This window comes from Bradyrhizobium sp. STM 3809 (assembly GCF_000239795.1).
Taxonomy (GTDB): Bacteria; Pseudomonadota; Alphaproteobacteria; order Rhizobiales; family Xanthobacteraceae; genus Bradyrhizobium.
This window is the reverse complement of record NZ_CAFJ01000622.1, coordinates 1-18,359: the sequence shown is the minus strand read 5'-3', so window position 1 is coordinate 18,359 and position 18,359 is coordinate 1. Positions and strand designations below refer to the sequence as shown.

The following is an 18,359-nucleotide window of genomic DNA, read 5'->3' as shown; positions in this document are numbered from 1 at the left end:
GTCGGGAGCGAGGCTTGCCGGGACCAAGCTGATGATCATTCCGCCGACAACGACGTCGGCACGCAAGAAGGAGATGCAAGTATGGCGAGAGACAATCTGGCGCGGGTGCTGCCCGTCGAGGACACGCGCAGCCACATCGCCCCCGCTGCCGCCACCGAGGACGTGTTGATCCACGTCCGCTTCTTCCCGAACTCCGACATCAACATGATCGGCGAGAAGCCGGCCGGCCTGACCGCCAACCAGTGGTACGAGCGGCTCTTGGACATGGCCCGTCCGCACTACCAGACCTTCGCCGGCGGCCGCGGCTTCTTCCGCATTCCCCGCCCCTGCTTCGAGGCGATCCTCAAGGACGTTGCGGCCTGATCGAGGCTCTCTTCGAGTGAGGCGGTGAGCGTCCTCTCCGTCTCGCTCCTGTCGACCGCGGTGCGCCGGGTGCGCCGCGGTCGCTGGCGTTCATCGTCGCGGCATTGGCGGAGGACAGAATGAGCGACGCGGCTTTTCGTGAACTGCAGCGCATGTTCAGTGCGCTCGTCGCCTCGACCTCGGCGGCGCCGAACCTGGCGGACGTGCTGGCTGATCGCGCGTTCGATCTGTTCGAGGCGAACATCGATGGGCAGACGGTGCATCTGCCGGCGCTTGCCTGTGCCAAGGGATGTCCCTCGTGCTGTGCGCTGCGGGTCACAGCCACGGCGCCCGAGATCTTTTTGCTCGCGCGCTACATCCGCCAGATCGACGCACGCATGTCGGACACGGCGCTGGGCTCGCTGGCGCGACGCGTCAAGCTGGCCAACCGCACCACGCGTGGCCTCGGCGAGGCCGAGCGGATGACGTTGCGGCAGCCCTGCCCGTTCGTGGTCCGCGGCGGCTGCATCATTCACGCGGTGCGCCCGCTGGCCTGCCGCGGCCACGCCTCGTTCGATCGGCGCGCCTGCGCACAGGCGATGGCCGGCCGCGATGTCGAGGTCCCGGTCTCGGCGCCGCATGTCGCGCTGCGCAGCCTGGTGCAGGACTCGCTTCGGGCGGCGCTCGATGCCGCCGGGCTTGCCTCGGGGCTCTATGAGCTGAACCAGGGCCTCGCGCTGGCGCTCGATGATCCCGAGCGCGAGCGCGCCTGGCGCGGCGGAGAGGACAGCCTCGCGGCGGCGCGAATCGAGCCGTCCGCGGCGGCGCGGACCGATCAGTTGTGGAGCCGGGCCGCCGGCGATGAAGCGGCTGTCCGGGACGAGGCGTGACGCACGGGCGCAAGCCTCAGCGCATTATGGCTTCAGGATCGACGCGCCCGTGGTGGCGCGACTCTCGAGGTCGGTATGGGCGCGCGCGGCGTCCTTCAGCGCATAGGCATGATTGATCGGGACGTGCAGCTTGCCGCTGATCACCGCCGAGAACAGCGTGTCGGCGCCTTCCAGCAGTTCCGAGCGCTTGCCGATGTAGTCGTTGAGCTTCGGCCGGGTCGCGAACAGCGAGCCGTGGCTGTTCAGCTCGGCGATCGAGAATGGCGGCACCGGCCCCGAGGCATTGCCGAAGCTGACGAACAGGCCGCGCGGCTTCAGGCAGGACAGCGATCCCGGAAAGGTCGACTTGCCGACGCCGTCATAGACCACGTCGCATCCTTCCCCGCGGCTGATCTGCTTCACGCGGGCGACGAAGTCTTCCTCGTTGTAGAGGATGACGTGGTCGCAGCCATTGGCGAGCGCGAGATCGGCCTTGGCCTTGGAGCCGACGGTGCCGATCACATGCGCGCCGAGGGCGCGCGCCCATTGGCAGGCCAAGAGGCCGATGCCGCCGGCGGCGGCGTGGATCAGCACACGGTGGTGCGGTTCGACCTTGAAGGTCTTGTGCAGCAGGTACCACACGGTCAACCCCTTGAGCATCAGCACCGCGCCCTGCTCATAGGTGATGTGGTCGGGCAGCTTGACCAGGCGCTGCCAGCCGATGTTGCGCTCGGTGGCGTAGCCGCCGAGATTCTCATAATAGGCGACGCGGTCGCCGGGATGGAAATTCGTCACGCCGGGTCCGACCGCGACAACCTCGCCGGCCGCCTCGTTGCCGGCGACGAACGGCAGGCCGGGCGCCTTGTACAGGCCGGTGCGATAATACACGTCGATGAAGTTCAGGCCGATCGCATGCTGGCGGATGCGGACCTCGCCCGGCCCGGGGGCGGCCAGATCGACCGGCTCGTAGACGAGCGCCTCCGGCCCTCCCACCTTGTGCACGCGCACCGCCTTGGCCATTCCGCGATCTCCCCTTCGGATTCTCTCCCGGCCGCATCTGAGAATCCGGCGCAAGAAGCCTCGACAATTACCTGATTCTCGGCGGACATTCGGCGCGTCGCGCTGGCGGGCGCGAGGTTTCGGCTGGGCCGCCGCGTCAAGCCAAGGCGATCGGACGAGCCTTGTCAACTCGGCCCGTCAGCAACTCGTCCTGCCAGCCTTTTCAGCAACAGCCTTGTCAGCGTCAGCCGTCTCGGCGTCAGCCCTGGCGCTTCCTGCGGTTGCGCGAGGCCATCACGTTGAAGGCCTCGACCGCGAGTGCGAAGGCGATCGCGAAGTAGATGTAGCCGCGCGGGATATGGAACTCGAAGCCGTCGGCCACCAGCGCAACGCCGATCAGCACCAGGAAGGCGAGCGCCAGCATCTTGGTGGTCGGATGGTTGGCGACGAACCGCGCGACCGGCCCGGACGAGACGTACATGATGATGACCGCGATGATCACCGCCGCGATCATGATCTCGAGATCCTGCGCCATGCCGATCGCGGTGATGATCGAGTCGAGCGAGAACACGAGATCGATGACGATGATCTGCACGATGACCCAGAAGAAGCTGCTGCGGCCGCCGGCCTGCGGCCCCTCGTCCTCCCGCGCCTCGACCTCGGCATGAATCTCGTGCGTCGCCTTGGCGATCAGGAACAGACCGCCGCCGATCAGGATGATGTCGCGCCAGGAGAAGCCGAGGCCGCGGATCGAGAACACCGGCTGGGTGAGGCCGATCAGCCAGACCAGCACGCTGAGCAGCATGATGCGGAAGATCAGCGCCAGCGCCAGACCGATCTGCCGGGCGCGCAGCGCCTGCGGCTCCGGGATGCGCGAGGTGATCACCGACAGGAAGATGACGTTGTCGATGCCGAGAACGATTTCCAGCACGGTCAGCGTCAGCAAGGCGGCCCAGGCTTCGGGACTGGCGAGAAGGTCGATCATGCTTTCAAGGATCTCAATAGGCGGATCGCGGAGTCGCTCGCGACGATGTAGAGGCCGATCGCGCACAGCAGCACCGTCACGATCGGATGAACGACGAAATTCCGGCTGAGCGCGTGGATCACCAGCACGCCCCAGAGCACGACCAGCGGCAGCGTGAGCCAGCGCAGCCGACGGACGCGCACGGGATGGATGACATGAAACGGCGCGAAGGTGAGCGCGATCAGGAGTGCGAGGCCGAGCGTGGCGAGCAGCGGCGGCGGATGCAGCAGGAACAGATACAGCGCGGCGATGTTCCACAGGCCCGGGAAGCCGCGGAAATGATTGTCGTCGCTCTTCATGCGGCGATCGGCAAAATACAGCGCGCCGGTGACCGCGATGCCGACGCCGATCAGGGGCGCGGCCAGCGGCAGCAGCATGCCGCTCGCGGTGACCGCATAGGCCGGCACGAACACATAGGTCGTGAAGTCGACCACGAGGTCGAGCACGTCGCCGGACCAGTCGGGCTGCACGTGGACGACGTCGAGCCAGCGCGCCATCGGTCCGTCGACGCCGTCGATCACCAGCGCGACGCCGAGCCACCAGAACATCGCGGTCCAGTGCTCGCGCACCGCCTCGAGCATGGCCAGCAGCGCGACACCGGCGCCGAGCGCGGTGAACACATGCACGGAAAACGCCGCCGCGCGATGCGCGGGCGTGGCCGTTACCGCGCTCTCTGGTCTGACCTGATCCATGCTGGCCCACTGCTATCAGGAATCGGAGCGAATTGCATATCGCCGCTTGCGGCGATGCGCCGCGCAGGCGTGTGGGATCACTCTTGAAAATGCCGGCGGGAACGTCAAATGTTCCGGCATGACCCAGGCAGACAGCAGCTTCGAACACACCAGCTTCGACGTCATTGTCGTCGGCGGCGGCCCCTCCGGGCTCGCGGCGGCCATTGCGCTGGCGCAGACCGGCGCCCGGACGGCGCTTGTCGCCCGCAAGGCGCCCTATGGCGACAACCGCACCACCGCCCTGCTCGGCGGCTCCGTCGATTTTCTCGACGAGATCGGCGTCTGGTCGTCGTGCCGCGATCGCGCCGCGGGCCTGAAGACGATGCGGCTGGTCGACGATACGGGCCGGCTGATCCGCGCGCCCGAGGTCCGCTTCGTCGCCGACGAGATCGGGCTCGACGTATTCGGCTACAACATCGCCAATGCCGTGCTGGTCGAGGCGCTGGAACAGCGCGCCGGCGAGATCGAGGGCCTGACGCGGATCGCCGAGGATGCCGAGAGCGTTCGCAGCGCCGCCGAGGCGGTGACCGTCACCACCGCATCCGGCCGCGTGCTGACCGCGCAGCTCGTGGTCGGCGCCGACGGCCGGCATTCGCTGTGCCGCGAGGCCGCCGGCATCGGCGTCGTCAGGCGACCGCTGCAGCAGGCGGCGTTGACGTTCAACATCAGCCATGTCAGGCCGCACCACAACGTCTCGACGGAATTCCACACGCCGCGTGGACCATGCGTGTTCGTGCCGTTGCCGGGCGACCGCTGCAGCGTGGTCTGGGTGGCCTCCCCAGCGGAGATCGAGCGGCTGCAGGCGCTGGACGACGACGCGCTGTCGGCCGCCGCGGAGCGGCAGTCGCATTCGATCTTCGGCCGCGTCCATGTCGAGCCCGGCCGTCACGTATTCCCGCTCGCGATCGAGCGGCCGCAAGCTTACGCGCAGAACCGCATCGCGCTGATCGGCGAGGCCGCGCATGTGGTGCCGCCGATCGGCGCGCAAGGCCTCAATCTCGGCCTGCGTGACGGCATCGACATCGCCGATGTCGTGGCCAAGGCCAAGGCGGCCGGCGAGGATCTCGGCGCGCCGCAGGTGATCGCCCGCTACGGCGCCGCGCGTCGCGCCGATATTCTCAGCCGCACCTTCGTGATCGACGTCGCCAACCGCTCCTTGCTCAGCGACCTGCTGCCGATGCAGTCGGTGCGCGCGGTCGGCATGCATCTGATCGGCGGCATCGGCCCGCTGCGGCGGCTGGCGATGCGCGAAGGTCTGGCGCCGTCGTGGCGCACGTCGCGCAAGGCGGGCTGAGCGGATCTACGGAAACACCAGCCGTCCGCTCTGGATCAGCCACATGGCCGTGGTCAGGGTCAGGACGGAGGCGAAGGTGCCGATCAGGACTGCCGATGACGCCGGCTTGATCCAGCTGTCGTACTGGCGCGCGATCACGAACACGTTCAGCGCCGGCGGCAGCGCCGCCATCAGCACCGCGGTCGCGGCCCAGGGCTGCGCGAACGGCCCGAGCAGCAGCATCAGGCCGAACGACACCAGCGGGTGAATCACGAGCTTCACGACCGTGAGCACCGGCACCTCCCATGGCAGCCGCTCGAACGGTCGCAACGCCACGGTGACGCCGAGCGCGAACAGCGCCGTCGGCGCAGCGGCATTCTGCAGGAACTGCAGGGTGCGATCGACCACGGTCGGCGGGTGCAGCTGCAACGCGGCTGCGAGGATGCCGGCCGCGGTGGCCATGATCAGCGGATTGCGCAGGATCTGCTGCAGCACCGTGCGCACCGCATGCGCAACCGAGGCATGATCGCGCTCGGTCAGTTCGACCAGCAGCGGCACGATCGAGAACAGGAAGATGCTGTCGCAGCAGAAGATCAGCGCCGTCGGCGCCGCGGCCTTCGGCCCGAGCACGGCGAGCGCCAGCCCCGGTCCCATATAACCGATATTGCCATAGCCGCCGGCAAGTCCCGCCATGGTCGCCTCGCGCAGCGACAGGTGGCCGATCAGCTTGCCGAGCACCAGTGCCAGCGTGAAGGTGAGCATCGTCGCCAAGGTCGTTGCAACCAGGAAGGGAGGGTTGCTCAGTTCCGCAAATGGCGTGCGTGCGATCAGGTTGAACATCAGGGCGGGCAGCGACACGTACAGCAGGAAGAAGTTCATCCAGGACAGCCCGGATTCCGGCAGCTTCTTCCATTTACCGCAGGCGAACCCTATGAAAACGACGCCGAAATAAGGCAAAGCGAGATTGAGAATATCGAGCATGGGTCTTTGCGGAGGACCCGTAGCGGGCCTTTGGAATGCAGGGCGCGAATCGACGATGCCTAGATTAAATCCGCCCCCCGGGCACTAGCATCAGCCTCAATCCTGGTCTATTCGACTAGAATGATCAAAGCGCGAACTGCCAAGTTTCAGATCGGCCAGATCGTCCGGCACCGAGTGTTCTCGTTCCGGGGCGTGATCTTCGACATCGACCCTGAGTTCAACAACACCGAGGAATGGTGGCTCTCGATCCCCGAAGAGGTTCGGCCGCATAAGGACCAGCCGTTCTACCATCTGCTGGCCGAGAACGCGGAATCCGAATACGTCGCCTATGTGTCCGAGCAGAACCTCGTTCCGGACGAGTCCGGCGAGCCCATCCGGCACTCCCAGGTTGCCGAGATCTTCATCAAGGACAAGTCCGGCGGCTATCGTCCGCGCAACCCGCTGTTGAACTGACCGCTGCCCGCCTCCGGCCGCACCCGTCGCCGGGCGGGATCGGCGTTCTCGCAGCGGTCGCCGACAATCCAAGCCAATAAAAAAGGCGCTCCGATCGGAGCGCCTTTTGCGTTGTCGATCTCGCGGGTTCGGCCGCGCGTTACTGCTTCGCCTGGGGCTGCCCGCCTTGCGTCTGCTCCAGCTTCTTGCGCTGCTCCTCGGCGCGCTTCTGCAGCTCTTCCTGCAGCTTCTGCTGGGTCTTCTCGAACTCCTTCGGATCCGTCGGCGGGCCGTCATAGGCCTTGGCGAAGCTGCTGTTGCCTTCCTGCAGCGGCAGCGGCAGCGTCAGCGCGGTGCCGTTCGAGTTGATCGCCTGCACGTAGAGGGTCTGGCCCTTCTTCAGGCTGGCCAGGAAATCCGCGGTCGCTTCATAGTCGGACATGCAGCCGTTCTGGAAGCAGATCACGTAGGGGCTCTGCAGCGCCTGGTTGCTGTCGACCACGATGCGGGTGCCGGGCTGCAGCTGCATGCCGAGCGGCAGGGTCACGCGCAGGATCTTCTTCGGCTCGCCTTCGGGCTCGATGATCACGGCCGCAACCACCGGCTGACCGGACTCGATCCGACCGTCCTTGCCGATGAAGCAGACCTGCTTGGCGTTGGCGTCCTGGCCCTTGAGGCAGAACTTGGTCCAGGGCGCATAGATCAGCTGCGGCATTTCCTGCTGCTGCTGGGCCTGCTGCTGCGGCTGGCCCGCGGCGGGAGGAGCGGCAGGGGCCTGCGCAGCCGGAGCGGGAGCCTTGGGAGCAGCAGCCGGAGCCTTCGCCTTGGGGGCCGCGGGCGGCTGAGCCTGCGACTGCGCCTCGGAGGCGAACGAAACGGCCAGCGCAGTGACTGCCAGCAAGGCGACGCGGCGCCCACGCGGCCCAACCGACGAGGCCAAGTCACGGAAATTCATTGCGGAAAACCCTTTCTGAACGGCAGCGCCCGAGACCGCCAAAGGCGCCACACCAAGCCGTTGAAGCGGCTGTCTCCTCAGGAAATGAGGCGGATAAGTGACAGGCGTTGCCGCCGTGCTCAATTGACCGCTTTCATAACGCGGTACGCGGAAAGATCAATGCCGCGAGACCGTGTCGAGCACGCCGTTTAGCGCGGGCGCGTCTATGGTAAAAGCCTTTCGTGGCTCGTTTCGAATCAATTGCTTGCGCCGTGATCCTGATGCTGCAGCGCATGTTCGGCGCCGCCCCGGGATCGGCCGCCGCGATTCTGGCGCTGTTGCAGCCAATCTACAGTTCCGGCGCCTGTGCTGCCGAAACTGCGGCAATCGCGATGCACGGCCAGCCCGCGCTGCCGGCCGGCTTCGACCACATGCCCTACGTCAATCCCGACGCCCCCAAAGGCGGCCGCCTCGTCTGGGGACTGCTCGGCACGTTCGACAGCCTCAATCCCTTCATCGTTCGCGGTGTCGCGGTGCAGCAAATCCGCACCCACGTGGTCGAGAGCCTTCTGACCCGTGGCAATGACGAAGCCTTCACCCTCTACGGCCTGCTCGCCCGCAGCGTCGAGACGGACGACCGCCGGACCTATGTCACGTTCCACCTCGACCCCCGCGCCCGGTTCTCGGACGGCACCCCGGTGCTCGCCGAGGACGTCGCATTCTCCCTGGCCCTGCTGCGCGACCACGGCCGTCCGAACCACCGGCAGTTCTACGGCAAGGTCGCACGAACCGATCTGCTCGATCCGCTGACCGTGCGGTTCGACTTCGGCGGCGCGGAGGATCGCGAGCTGCCGCTCATTCTCGGCTTGATGCCGATCCTGCCGCAACACGCCACCGACGTCGCGACCTTCGAGAACACCACGATGACCGCGCCGATCGGCTCCGGCCCGTATCGCGTGACCGCCGTACAGCCCGGCGCGAGCGTCACCCTCACCCGCAATCCCGACTATTGGGGCCGCGATCTGCCGGTCAACCGCGGCCTGTGGAACTTCGACGAGGTCCGCCTGGACTATTACCGCGAGTCCAACGGCCAGTTCGAGGCATTCAAGCGCGGGCTCTACGATTTCCGGGTCGAGACCGAGCCGCTGCGCTGGCATGACGGCTACGACTTTCCGGCCGCACGCAATGGCGAGGTCATCCGCGACAGCTTCACCTCGGGGATGCCGCAGCCGTCGCAGTTCCTGGTGTTCAACACCCGCCGCCCGGTGTTCGCCGATATCAGGGTGCGCCGGGCGCTGACCTTGCTGTTCGACTTCGAGTGGATCAACCGCAACTACTTCTTCGGGCTCTACAGCCGCAGCGGCGGCTATTTCGCAGGCTCGGAGCTGTCGGCCTATGGTCGCGCCGCCGATCCGACCGAGCGCGAGCTGCTCAAGCCTTTCGCGGCGCAGATCCCGGCCGACATCATGGACGGCAGCTACCGCCTGCCCGTCACCGACGGCTCGGGGCGCGACCGCGCGACGCTGAAGGCCGCGCTCGATTTGCTGGCCGAGGCCGGCTACGGCCTCGACGGCACGGTGCTGCGGCACCGGACGACACGCGCGCCGCTCGCCTTCGAGATCCTGGTGACGACGCGCGACCAGGAGCGCATCGCGCTCGCCTATGCCGGCAGCCTCAAGCGCGCCGGCATCACGGCATCGATCCGTGTGGTCGATCCCGTGCAGTTCGACCAGCGCAGGCTCAGCTTCGAATTCGACATGATCCAGAACCGCTGGGACCAGTCGCTGTCGCCGGGCAACGAGCAGGCGTTCTATTGGGGCAGCGAGGCGGCCGACCGCACGGGAACGCGGAACTACATGGGCGCCAAGGACCCGGCGATCGACGCGATGATCGCCGCGCTGTTGCGGGCCCGCGACAGGCCGGAATTTATCTCGACCGTTCGCGCATTGGACCGTACCCTGATGGCGGGGTTCTACGCTATTCCAGTGCTCAACGCCGCCGAGGAATGGATCGCTCGGTGGAATCGTATAGAACGGCCCAAGAGGACAGCTTTGACGGGAGCGCTCCCGGAGAGCTGGTGGCAGCGGCCGGAGCCGGCATCGAAATGACCAACCGGGGCAGTTGGTCGGCCGGATCCGTGAAAATACGGGGCAGAAGGTGAACCAGGCCAATACGTCGCCGACGCTCGACGCGTTGTTTCAACGCATCCTGGCGCGCAAGCCGGATGCAGTCGCCCTCATCGATCCGAGCAACAAGCAGCGCATCACCGGGCGTCCCCCGATGCGCCTCACCTATGCCGAAGCCGATCGCGTGATCTCGGCGCTGTCAGCGCATTTCATCGATGCCGGCCTCCCTGCGCATTCCGTGATCGCAGTGCAGCTGCCCAACACGATCGAGTTCGTGCTGACCGTGCTGGCGGCGCATCGCGCCGGCCTCGTCGTCGCCGTGTTCCCGCTGCTGTGGCGTCAGTCCGAGCTGGTCGCGGCACTCAACCGCACCAGCGCGCGCGCGATCGTCACCATGGCGAAGATCGATGGCGTGATCCATTCCGACCTCGCGATGAACGCGGCGGCCGAGGCGTTCTCGATCCGCCACGTCTGCGGCTTCGGCAGCGACCTGCCCGAAGGCATGTACTCGCTCGACCAGTCGATCGCCAAACCCTCCCGCTCGACGCGCGGATTGATTCCCGATGGCCGCAAGGCCGCAATCGTCTCCTTCGACGTCACCTCAGACGGTTTTCGCGCGGTCCCGCGGACCCATCTCAGCCTGATCGCGGGTGGCCTTGCCGTCTCGCTCGAAAGTGACCTGCCGCAGGGCGTGAACATGATGTCGGCGTTCCTGCCGTCCTCCTTCGCCGGGCTCGCCGCCTCGGTCGTCACCTGGCTCTTGTCGGGCGGCAGCCTGGCGCTGCATCATCCGTTCGATGCGGAGGCGCTGGAACAGCAGCTCGTGCAACTCGGCTGCGACACCCTGGTCGCGCCCGCGCAGCTCGCCTTCCGTATCGACGAGCACGACCTCGCGGCCCGACTGCCCAGCCTGCGCTACGTGCTCGGAATGTGGCGCGCGCCTGAGCAGGTGGCATCGAGCCCGTCCTGGAAGACGCGCGAGATCGAGTTGACCGACGTCTATCTGTTCGGCGAGGCCGGCCTGTTCGCGATCCGCCGCACCTCCGCCGACGGCAGTCCCGGAGCCGTCAAGCCGGGCCGCCAGGGCGCCCCACGCGAGCAGCCGGGCTCGTCGATCGCCGGCGAGATCCTGGTGACGCCGAAGGGCACGCTGGGCCTGCGCGGGCCGATGGTCGTCGTCGCCGCCTACGCGCCGCCGCCGCCGAGCGACTCGCTGATGCCGGCGCCGCCGCGCGATTTCGTCGATACCGAATATGCCGTGCGGCTCGACCGCGCCCACGACACGATCTCGATCACCGCGCCGCCGGCGGGCGTGATGGCCGTCGGCGGATACCGGTTCCTGGCGCAGGACCTGCACGAATGGTCGCGCCGCCTCGGCCAGGGCGCGCTGTTGACCGCCCTGCCCGACCGGCTCAGCGGCCATCGTCTGGCGGGACGCGCGATGGACAACGCGCGGGCGCGCGAAGCGCTCGCGGAGCTCGGCCTCAATCCGCTGATGGTCGAGGCGTTTCGCGACCGTGCCGGCTCGGGCGGCTGAAGCTGCCGTCCGGACGAATGCGGAGCGGGCGTGTTTGGAACAGTGTTGACGCCGCGTTAACGGGAGCGACCTAGGATCGCGACGTATCGTCAGCGTATCCTGAGTTCCTCTTGATGTCCCAACAAGGCCCGCTTCTGATCGTCTCTCCGTCCACGCGGCCTTCGCTGACGGCAGCCCTCGCCGCAGCGCAGATTCTCCCGACCACCGAAGCGCGCTGGGCCGATGCGCCCCATGCGATCTCGCGGGTCCAGCCGGCGGCCGTGCTCGCCCTGATGGAGGGCGCCGATGCCGCCGACGTCGCCGCGCTGTCGCAGCATGTCAGCGCGCGCAAGCCCTACATCCCGATGATCGCGATCGCGCCGGGCGACGCCGCTCTGCCCGACAATGCCATTCCGCTGCACGGCAGCGACAACCACGAGCGGTTGCTGGCGCGGCTGCGCGCCGCGCTGCGCGTCCGCACGCTGCACACGACTGTGCTGCGGCGCCTCGACGAAAAGAAGACGCCGGACGCCGTGCTGCCTGACACCGATCCGCTCAACGACGCCACCGTGCTGCTGCTCGGCCGCGGCGCCTCGATGCCCGGACTGTCGGTCGCGCTCGGCGAGCGCATGGCGGTCGTCGGCGCGCTCAGCATCGAGGCGGCCGCCAAGCATCTGTCGAGCCGCGACATCGACGGCATCGTGCTCGGCGAAGGCTTCTCGCCGCGCGTCGTCGATGCCTTTCTCGCGGTGCTCGCCGAGGACACCCGCTTCCGCAATCTCGGCGTTGTCGTCACCGCCAACCAGCCGGCGCCGTTCCAGGAGCTCGCCAATCTCGAGATCATCGCCGGCGATCCGCAGCGCATCGCGGCCCATGCGCTGCCCCTGATCCGCCAGCACGCCTTCGAGAGCCGTCTCAACCGCACCCTGCGCGCGATCGAAGCCGGCGGCATGCTCGACCCGCAAACGGGTCTCCTCACCCGCAACGCCTTCGCGCGCGATTTCGCCACCGCCGTCAGCCAGACCCAGAAGAGCGGCGGCAGCCTTGCGGTCGCCCGTTTCGCCTTCGACCCGGTCAACCCGCGCGCCCAATATGACGGCGCCCGCATCATCAGCCGCCTGATGCGGCGGATGGACTTCGGCACCCATGAGGACAACGGTTCCGTCGTCGTCGTGTTCGCCGAAACCGACCTCCGCTCCGCCCACGCCATCGCCCGCCGCCTCTCCAGCGTGATGCGCCACACCTCCCACGGCAAGCGCGACACGCGGCACGAGCCGTCGATCACGGTGGCGGCACTGCAGCCGAATGACACGGCGCGGACGCTGCTGGCCCGCGTGTACGGCGAGCCGCACCGCGCGGCGTCGTGAGATCGAGGCACAGCTCGTCCTACGTCATTGCGAGCGCAGCGCGCAGCGAAGCAATCCAGAGGCCCACCGACGCCCTGGATAGCTTCGCCACGCTCGCAATGACGCAATCAAGATCAGCCCGCACCCATTCAGATTGCCGACGTCGTACTGCATACAAAGTCTTGTGACATACAAGCTATCAGTTTGCGCCGTGCCCACCGGTTCGAGGCTCGTGATCGGGCGCGACGATGAGCGTCAGTTCGAGAGCCGGCCTCGAGCGCGTCAGCGATCTTGCCGTGAGCCCCTGCTGATGACCAACAAAAGACACACAATTTCAGATTGTTTTTCTTTTTGAATACACATAGCCTCTCCCTGGCAGTGAGGGACCGGCCGTCGACAGGACAACGCGGCCGGTCGAAGCACCAGGGAGAGATCGATGGAAACGATCATTCTGGTCCCCGGCATCACGGGCTCGTGCCTCAGCATCGGTGAGACCCAGGTATGGCCGCCGACGATCGACGAAATCGTCTGGGAGGGCTACCACCGGATCGGCGAGCTGCGCGATCCCAGCGCGACGGCGACCGGGATATGGGCCGAGCTTCCGGTGTTCGACGGCTACACCTACCCTGTCTATCGCCCGATCATGACCAAGCTGGATGAGATCGCAGCGCGGCTCTCCCCGGCGGCCAACCGCATCGACTTCTACTATGACTGGCGTGTCGATCTGTGGCAGGCGAACGCGCCGTTCGTCGCCTCGTCCGAGATGCTGGCCCGGCGTATCGCGCAGGCCGTTCACGATGGGGCGACGACGATCACCCTGGTCTGCCATTCCATGGGCAATCTGGTGGCTCGGCTGATGCTCGAAAGCCAGAGATACCGGAACGAGCCGTGGTTCGGAAAGATCACGCGTCTGATCTGCCTCTGCGGGCCGCATCTGGGCGCTGCGACCGCTCTGGGCCAGGCGCTGGGTTGCGAAGCCGGCTCGCTCGGCATGAGCCGAGACGATTTGCGAACCGTCGCCAACGATCCGAGATACCCGGCCTGCTTCCAGTGCTTTCCGACGCCCGAGACAGATGTCCTGCTCGACACCAGCCTCACGCCTCCGGAGCAGGACGTGTACGACCCTGCCGTGGCCGGAAAATACGAGCTGACGGCCTCGAGTGCGCTGGCGGCAGCGACCTCATGGCAGCAACTCGACATCACGCAGCGGCCGGCCCATGTCACATACTATCTCATCGCCGGCACGGGCCTCAGCACCTCCAATGCCTATGTCTATCGCGGCACCGAGTTTGTCGAGACGATCACGGTCGACGGCGACGGTACGGTGCCCGTCTACAGCGCCCTTGCCGGCAGCTATTCCGGAAAATATTCGATGCCGGGCAGCCATGTCGGAATTCTCGGCACGGTGCAGCTGTCGGATGCGCTGGACGAGATCTTCGGCCTGTCGCGCATGCGGGCGTTCCTGATGGCCGAGCCGGGCATCACGATCAATCTTCACAAGCACAGCTTTGCACCCGGCGAGTCCATGCAGATGCTGATCATCCCGGACACGCCAACCACCACCATCAAGGGGCGGCTGACCGTCAGCGCGGCGCCCCGTCCGGGCGCGCGAAGCGGTGCCGCCAAGGCGGCTCTCGTCGCCTATGGCGCGGCGCTGCCGCTGGACTATCAGGGACCTGAGATCACGCACATCCCGGCGCGTTGGACCGCCCCGCGCCAGCCTGGAGCCTATGTGATGCGGTTCGAGGGCGACACGCACAAGACGAGCCCATCATCGAGCGCCGTGTTCTTCGTCAATGCCCAGCCCGGACTTGCGCCGCTGCGCGGGACACGTTGAGAGGCGCGGCCGCGCATTTGCCTCAGTCGTCTGCTGAGATTCCAGACCGACTGAGGGCTTCTCACGAAGCGGAGCATGCGTCATGCAAAACCGGCAATCTCGCGAGGAGACCGATTGGGTCAGCGTCGTGGCGATCGTCTCGGCATTCCTGATCGCCAGCCTTGCCCTGCATTTCGGCTGGCAGCTTCGGTGACATCGAGGCTTTGGCCTACGCCGCCTTCTTCTTCTCCGCGAGCTCCGCCAGCTCCTTGAGAATATCCGTCGTGCCGGCCAACCGCTCCTCCGGCGTCTCCCAGACCTGCAGGAACACCACCTTCATGTCGGGGCGCACCTTGGCGGCCTGGCCGTGGCGCTTGATGAAGGCGACCAGGCGATCCGGATAAGCAAAGCTGTTGTCGCGGAAGGCGATGACGGCGCCCTTCGGGCCGGCGTCGACCTTCTCGACATTGGCTCTCCGGCAGTAGTTCTTGATCGCGGCGACCTTGAACAGATAGCGCGTCTCGTCCGGCAGCTTGCCGAAGCGGTCGCGCAGCTCGGCCGCGAAATTCTCGATCTCCTCGTCGGTCTCGAGATCGGCGAGGCGGCGGTAGAGCGAGAGCCGCACCGAGAGATCGGAAACGTAGTCCTCGGGGATCAGCACGGGCATGCCGATGGTGATCTGCGGCGACCAGCGGTCGACGGTCGGCTCGGTGATGCCAGCCTTGAGGTTCTCGATCGCCTCCTCCAGCATCGATTGATAGAGCTCGAAGCCGACCTCCTTGATGTGGCCGGACTGCTCGTCGCCGAGCAGATTGCCGGCACCGCGGATGTCGAGGTCGTGGCTGGCGAGCTGGAAGCCGGCGCCCAGCGTCTCCAGCGACTGCAGCACGCCGAGGCGCTTCTCGGCCTGTGCGCTGACCTTGTGGGTCGACGGCAGAGTGAACAGCGCATAGGCGCGGAGTTTCGAGCGGCCGACGCGGCCGCGCAGCTGATAGAGCTGGGCCAGGCCGAACATGTCGGCACGATGCACGATCAGCGTGTTGGCGCGGGGAATGTCGAGGCCGGATTCGACGATCGTGGTCGACAAGAGGATGTCGAACTTGCCGTCGTAGAACGCCGAGATGATGTCCTCGATCACGGTCGGCGCCATCTGGCCATGGGCGACGGCGACCTTCATCTCCGGCACGGTCTTGTCGAGGAACTCCTTGACCTCGGCGAGATCGTCGATGCGCGGCACGACGTAGAACGCCTGGCCGCCGCGATAGCGCTCGCGCAGCAGCGCTTCGCGGATCATCACGGGATCATGTGGGGCTACGAAGGTGCGCACGGCGAGACGGTCGACCGGGGGCGAGGCGATGATCGACAGCTCGCGCACGCCGGTCAGAGCAAGCTGGAGCGTGCGCGGGATCGGCGTCGCCGACAAGGTCAGCACGTGGACTTCCGCGCGCAGCTGCTTCAGCCGCTCCTTGTGGCTGACGCCGAAATGCTGCTCCTCGTCGACGATGACGAGACCGAGGTCGCGGAACTTGACGGTCTTGCCGAGCAGCGCATGGGTGCCGACCACGATGTCGACCGAGCCGTCGGCCAGCCCCTTCTTGACCTGGTTGAGCTCCTTGGTTGAGACGAGCCGCGAGGCCTGCGCAACGTTGACCGGAAAGCCCTTGAAGCGCTCGGTGAAGGTCTTGGCGTGCTGGCGCGCGAGCAAGGTGGTCGGCACGACCACCGCGACCTGCTTGCCGTCGAGCGCGACGGCAAAGGCCGCGCGCAGCGCCACCTCGGTCTTGCCGAAGCCGACGTCGCCGCACACGAGACGGTCCATCGGACGTCCCGCTTCGAGATCGCCGAGCGTCGCCTGGATCGCCGCGAGTTGGTCCTCGGTCTCGTCATAGGGGAAGCGCGCACAGAACTCGTCATAGAGGCCGGCCTGCACCGGCATCTTCGGCGCCTCGTGCAGCATGCGCTCGGCGGCGATCTTGATCAGCTCGCCGGCCATCTCGCGGATGCGGTTCTTGAGTTTCGCCTTGCGCGTCTGCCAGCCCTGGCCGCCGAGCTTGTCGAGCTCGACATTGGTCTGGTCGGAGCCGTAGCGCGACAGCAGCTCGATGTTCTCGACCGGCAGATACAGCTTGGTCTCGCCGGCATAGCGCAGCTCGAGACAGTCGTGCGGCGCGCCGGCGACCTCGAGCGTCTGCAGCCCGACGAAGCGGCCGATACCGTGATCGACATGCACGACGATGTCGCCGATCGCGAGGCTCGTCACCTCGGAGATGAAATTGTCGAGCTTGCGGCTGGCGCGGCGCGGCCGCACCAGGCGGTCGCCGAGAATGTCCTGCTCGGAGATGACAGCGATCTGGTCGGTCTCGAAGCCGGTCTCGAGGCCGAGCACCGCGAGCATGGTCTCGTTGCGCGGCGTCGCCTGCACCATGCGCCAGGTGTTGACGCTGGTGACGTGGATCAGCTTGTGATCCTTCAACATCGAGGCCATGCGGTCGCGCGAGCCTTCGCTCCACAGCGCGATCACGACCTTCTTGCGCACCGATTGCAGCGCCTGCACATGCGCCACGACAGCCTCGAACACGTTGACCGCGGCGTCGTTGCGCTCCGGCGCGAAGTTGCGGCCGGCGCGCGCGCCGATGTCGACAACCCCTGCTCCTTCCGGCACCGCGAACGGCGTCACGCGGGCGAGCGGCACGGCGGCGAGCCGTTCGGCCCATTCGGTCGAGGTCAGATATAGCCGGTCGACCGTCAAGGGCTTGTAGATCGCGCCGCCGCCGGGATGCTCCATCGCCTCGCGGCGCGCGTCGTAATAGTCGATGATCTGCTTGAAGCGCTCGCGTGCCGCGTCCTCGCCCTGCGGCTCGATCACGATCGGCGTGTTCGGCAGATAGTCGAACAGCGTCTCCATCTTGTCGTGGAACAGCGGCAGCCAGTGCTCCATGCCGGGATAGCGGCGACCCTCGCTAACCGCCTCATACAGCGCGTCGTCGCGCTCGGGCGCGCCGAACTCGGCGACATAGCCCATGCGAAAGCGTCGGATGGTGTCGGTGACGAGCTGGAATTCGGACACCGGCACCAGATCGAGCGAGCGCATGTCGAGAAGCGTGCGCTGCGTCTCGGCATCGAAGGTGCGGATCGATTCCAGGCTGTCGCCGAAATAGTCGAACCGCACCGGCTGGTCGAGGCCGGCCGGAAACAGGTCGAGGATGCCGCCGCGCACGGCATATTCGCCGCTCTCGCGCACGGTAGAGGCCCGGACGTAGCCGTTGTGCTCCAGCCACGCGACGACGGAGTCCATCGGCACGACATGGCCCGGCGCCACCGACAGCGCCTGGCCTGCCATGGTGTCGCGCGACGGCACACGCTGCACGATCGCATTGACCGTCGTCAGCACGATCAGCGGCTTGTCGCTGCCGGCGAGGCGCGACAGCCGCGCCAGCGTGGTAACGCGCTGCGCCAGGATGCCGCCATGGGGCGAGACGCGATCGTAAGGCTGGCAGTCCCAGGCCGGAAACTGCATGACCGGCAGATCCGGCGCGAAGAAGTCGAGCGCCCGCGCCAGCTGCTGCATGCGGTTGCCGTCGCGGCACACCACGGCGAGGCTGACGGCCGGCGGCTTCGGCCTGGCGGCGATGGCGCGCGCCAGATCGGAGACGACCAGGCCCTCGGCGCCCTCCGCGACATTGGCGAGCGTGAGCGCGCGCCCCGGCGCGAGGTGCTCGGCGGGCGACTTGACCGGGCTCTTCATCAACCGGCGTCCACCGCGCGGAACGCCTTGATGCGTTCGAACAGCGCCGGGGTCTGCTCCGGCGGCAGCGGCCTGGCACCGGTGATCGCGGCATAGAAATCGGGGTCGGGGACCTCCAGGAGCTGCTCGAGCTCGGCCAGTTCGGTCTCGGAGAGGCTCCCGATCTCCGCATCGGCAAAGCGGCCGAGGATCAGGTCCATCTCACGGGTGCCGCGATGCCAGCAG

At 67.0% G+C, this 18,359-nt stretch carries 15 protein-coding genes; 8 read left to right on the top strand and 7 right to left on the bottom strand.

Annotated features, from left to right (window positions below; translation table 11 throughout):
• Positions 1 to 81 precede the first annotated feature (81 nt).
• Entirely contained in the window at positions 82 to 363 is a 282-nt protein-coding gene (locus BRAS3809_RS27850) for a hypothetical protein (protein WP_008965336.1), read from the top strand.
• A gap of 119 nt (positions 364 to 482) precedes the next feature.
• Positions 483 to 1,232: a YkgJ family cysteine cluster protein gene (locus BRAS3809_RS27845; RefSeq protein ID WP_008965335.1), complete on the top strand. Its 750-nt coding sequence runs from the start codon at positions 483 to 485 to the stop codon at positions 1,230 to 1,232.
• 24 nt (positions 1,233 to 1,256) lie between these two features.
• Here the strand turns inward: BRAS3809_RS27845 and BRAS3809_RS27840 are convergent, their stop codons facing one another.
• The 3 genes from BRAS3809_RS27840 to pcsA form a co-directional block, all read right to left on the bottom strand.
• Entirely contained in the window at positions 1,257 to 2,231 is a 975-nt protein-coding gene (locus tag BRAS3809_RS27840; protein WP_035659086.1) for a quinone oxidoreductase family protein, read from the bottom strand.
• A gap of 238 nt (positions 2,232 to 2,469) precedes the next feature.
• Entirely contained in the window at positions 2,470 to 3,195 is a 726-nt protein-coding gene (locus BRAS3809_RS27835; protein WP_008965333.1) for a TerC family protein, read from the bottom strand.
• A complete protein-coding gene (gene pcsA, locus BRAS3809_RS27830; protein WP_008965332.1) occupies positions 3,192 to 3,926 on the bottom strand; it encodes a phosphatidylcholine synthase in 735 nt (244 codons plus the stop codon). Before pcsA ends, BRAS3809_RS27835 begins: the two co-directional genes overlap by 4 nt.
• 118 nt (positions 3,927 to 4,044) lie before the next feature.
• On the opposite strand from pcsA, the gene BRAS3809_RS27825 reads away from it, so the two are divergent.
• On the top strand, positions 4,045 to 5,259 hold the full coding sequence (locus tag BRAS3809_RS27825) for a UbiH/UbiF family hydroxylase (protein ID WP_008965331.1): 1,215 nt from the start codon (positions 4,045 to 4,047) through the stop codon (positions 5,257 to 5,259).
• Between the two features lie 6 nt (positions 5,260 to 5,265).
• Here BRAS3809_RS27825 and BRAS3809_RS27820 read toward each other — a convergent pair whose 3' ends face one another.
• The gene (locus BRAS3809_RS27820) at positions 5,266 to 6,219 is read right to left on the bottom strand and encodes an AEC family transporter (protein WP_008965330.1); all 954 of its coding nucleotides are present in this window, start codon (positions 6,217 to 6,219) and stop codon (positions 5,266 to 5,268) included.
• A 120-nt stretch (positions 6,220 to 6,339) separates the two neighbouring features.
• Between BRAS3809_RS27820 and hspQ the strand changes: the two genes are divergently transcribed.
• Positions 6,340 to 6,672: a heat shock protein HspQ gene (gene hspQ / locus BRAS3809_RS27815; RefSeq protein WP_008965329.1), complete on the top strand. Its 333-nt coding sequence runs from the start codon at positions 6,340 to 6,342 to the stop codon at positions 6,670 to 6,672.
• Between the two features lie 139 nt (positions 6,673 to 6,811).
• Here hspQ and BRAS3809_RS27810 read toward each other — a convergent pair whose 3' ends face one another.
• A complete protein-coding gene (locus BRAS3809_RS27810) occupies positions 6,812 to 7,606 on the bottom strand; it encodes an invasion associated locus B family protein (protein ID WP_035659083.1) in 795 nt (264 codons plus the stop codon).
• A gap of 260 nt (positions 7,607 to 7,866) precedes the next feature.
• Here BRAS3809_RS27810 and BRAS3809_RS27805 point away from each other — a divergent pair, with 260 nt between their 5' ends.
• The 4 genes from BRAS3809_RS27805 to BRAS3809_RS27790 all read left to right on the top strand — a co-directional run bounded on the left by BRAS3809_RS27805 (position 7,867) and on the right by BRAS3809_RS27790 (position 14,410).
• On the top strand, positions 7,867 to 9,693 hold the full coding sequence (locus BRAS3809_RS27805; protein WP_008965327.1) for an extracellular solute-binding protein: 1,827 nt from the start codon (positions 7,867 to 7,869) through the stop codon (positions 9,691 to 9,693).
• A gap of 49 nt (positions 9,694 to 9,742) precedes the next feature.
• Complete coding sequence (locus tag BRAS3809_RS27800) at positions 9,743 to 11,248, top strand: AMP-binding protein (RefSeq protein WP_008965326.1); 1,506 nt, start codon at positions 9,743 to 9,745, stop codon at positions 11,246 to 11,248.
• A 113-nt stretch (positions 11,249 to 11,361) separates the two neighbouring features.
• On the top strand, positions 11,362 to 12,594 hold the full coding sequence (locus BRAS3809_RS27795) for a GGDEF domain-containing protein (RefSeq protein WP_008965325.1): 1,233 nt from the start codon (positions 11,362 to 11,364) through the stop codon (positions 12,592 to 12,594).
• A gap of 415 nt (positions 12,595 to 13,009) precedes the next feature.
• Positions 13,010 to 14,410, top strand: coding sequence for an alpha/beta hydrolase (locus BRAS3809_RS27790; RefSeq protein ID WP_008965324.1), 1,401 nt, complete (start codon positions 13,010 to 13,012; stop codon positions 14,408 to 14,410).
• A 208-nt stretch (positions 14,411 to 14,618) separates the two neighbouring features.
• Here the strand turns inward: BRAS3809_RS27790 and mfd are convergent, their stop codons facing one another.
• Complete coding sequence (gene mfd, locus BRAS3809_RS27785) at positions 14,619 to 18,134, bottom strand: transcription-repair coupling factor (RefSeq protein WP_035659080.1); 3,516 nt, start codon at positions 18,132 to 18,134, stop codon at positions 14,619 to 14,621.
• Positions 18,134 to 18,359: succinate dehydrogenase assembly factor 2 (locus BRAS3809_RS27780; RefSeq protein WP_035659077.1), on the bottom strand; the 226-nt coding region annotated here is incomplete at its 5' end. The genes mfd and BRAS3809_RS27780, both read right to left, overlap by 1 nt.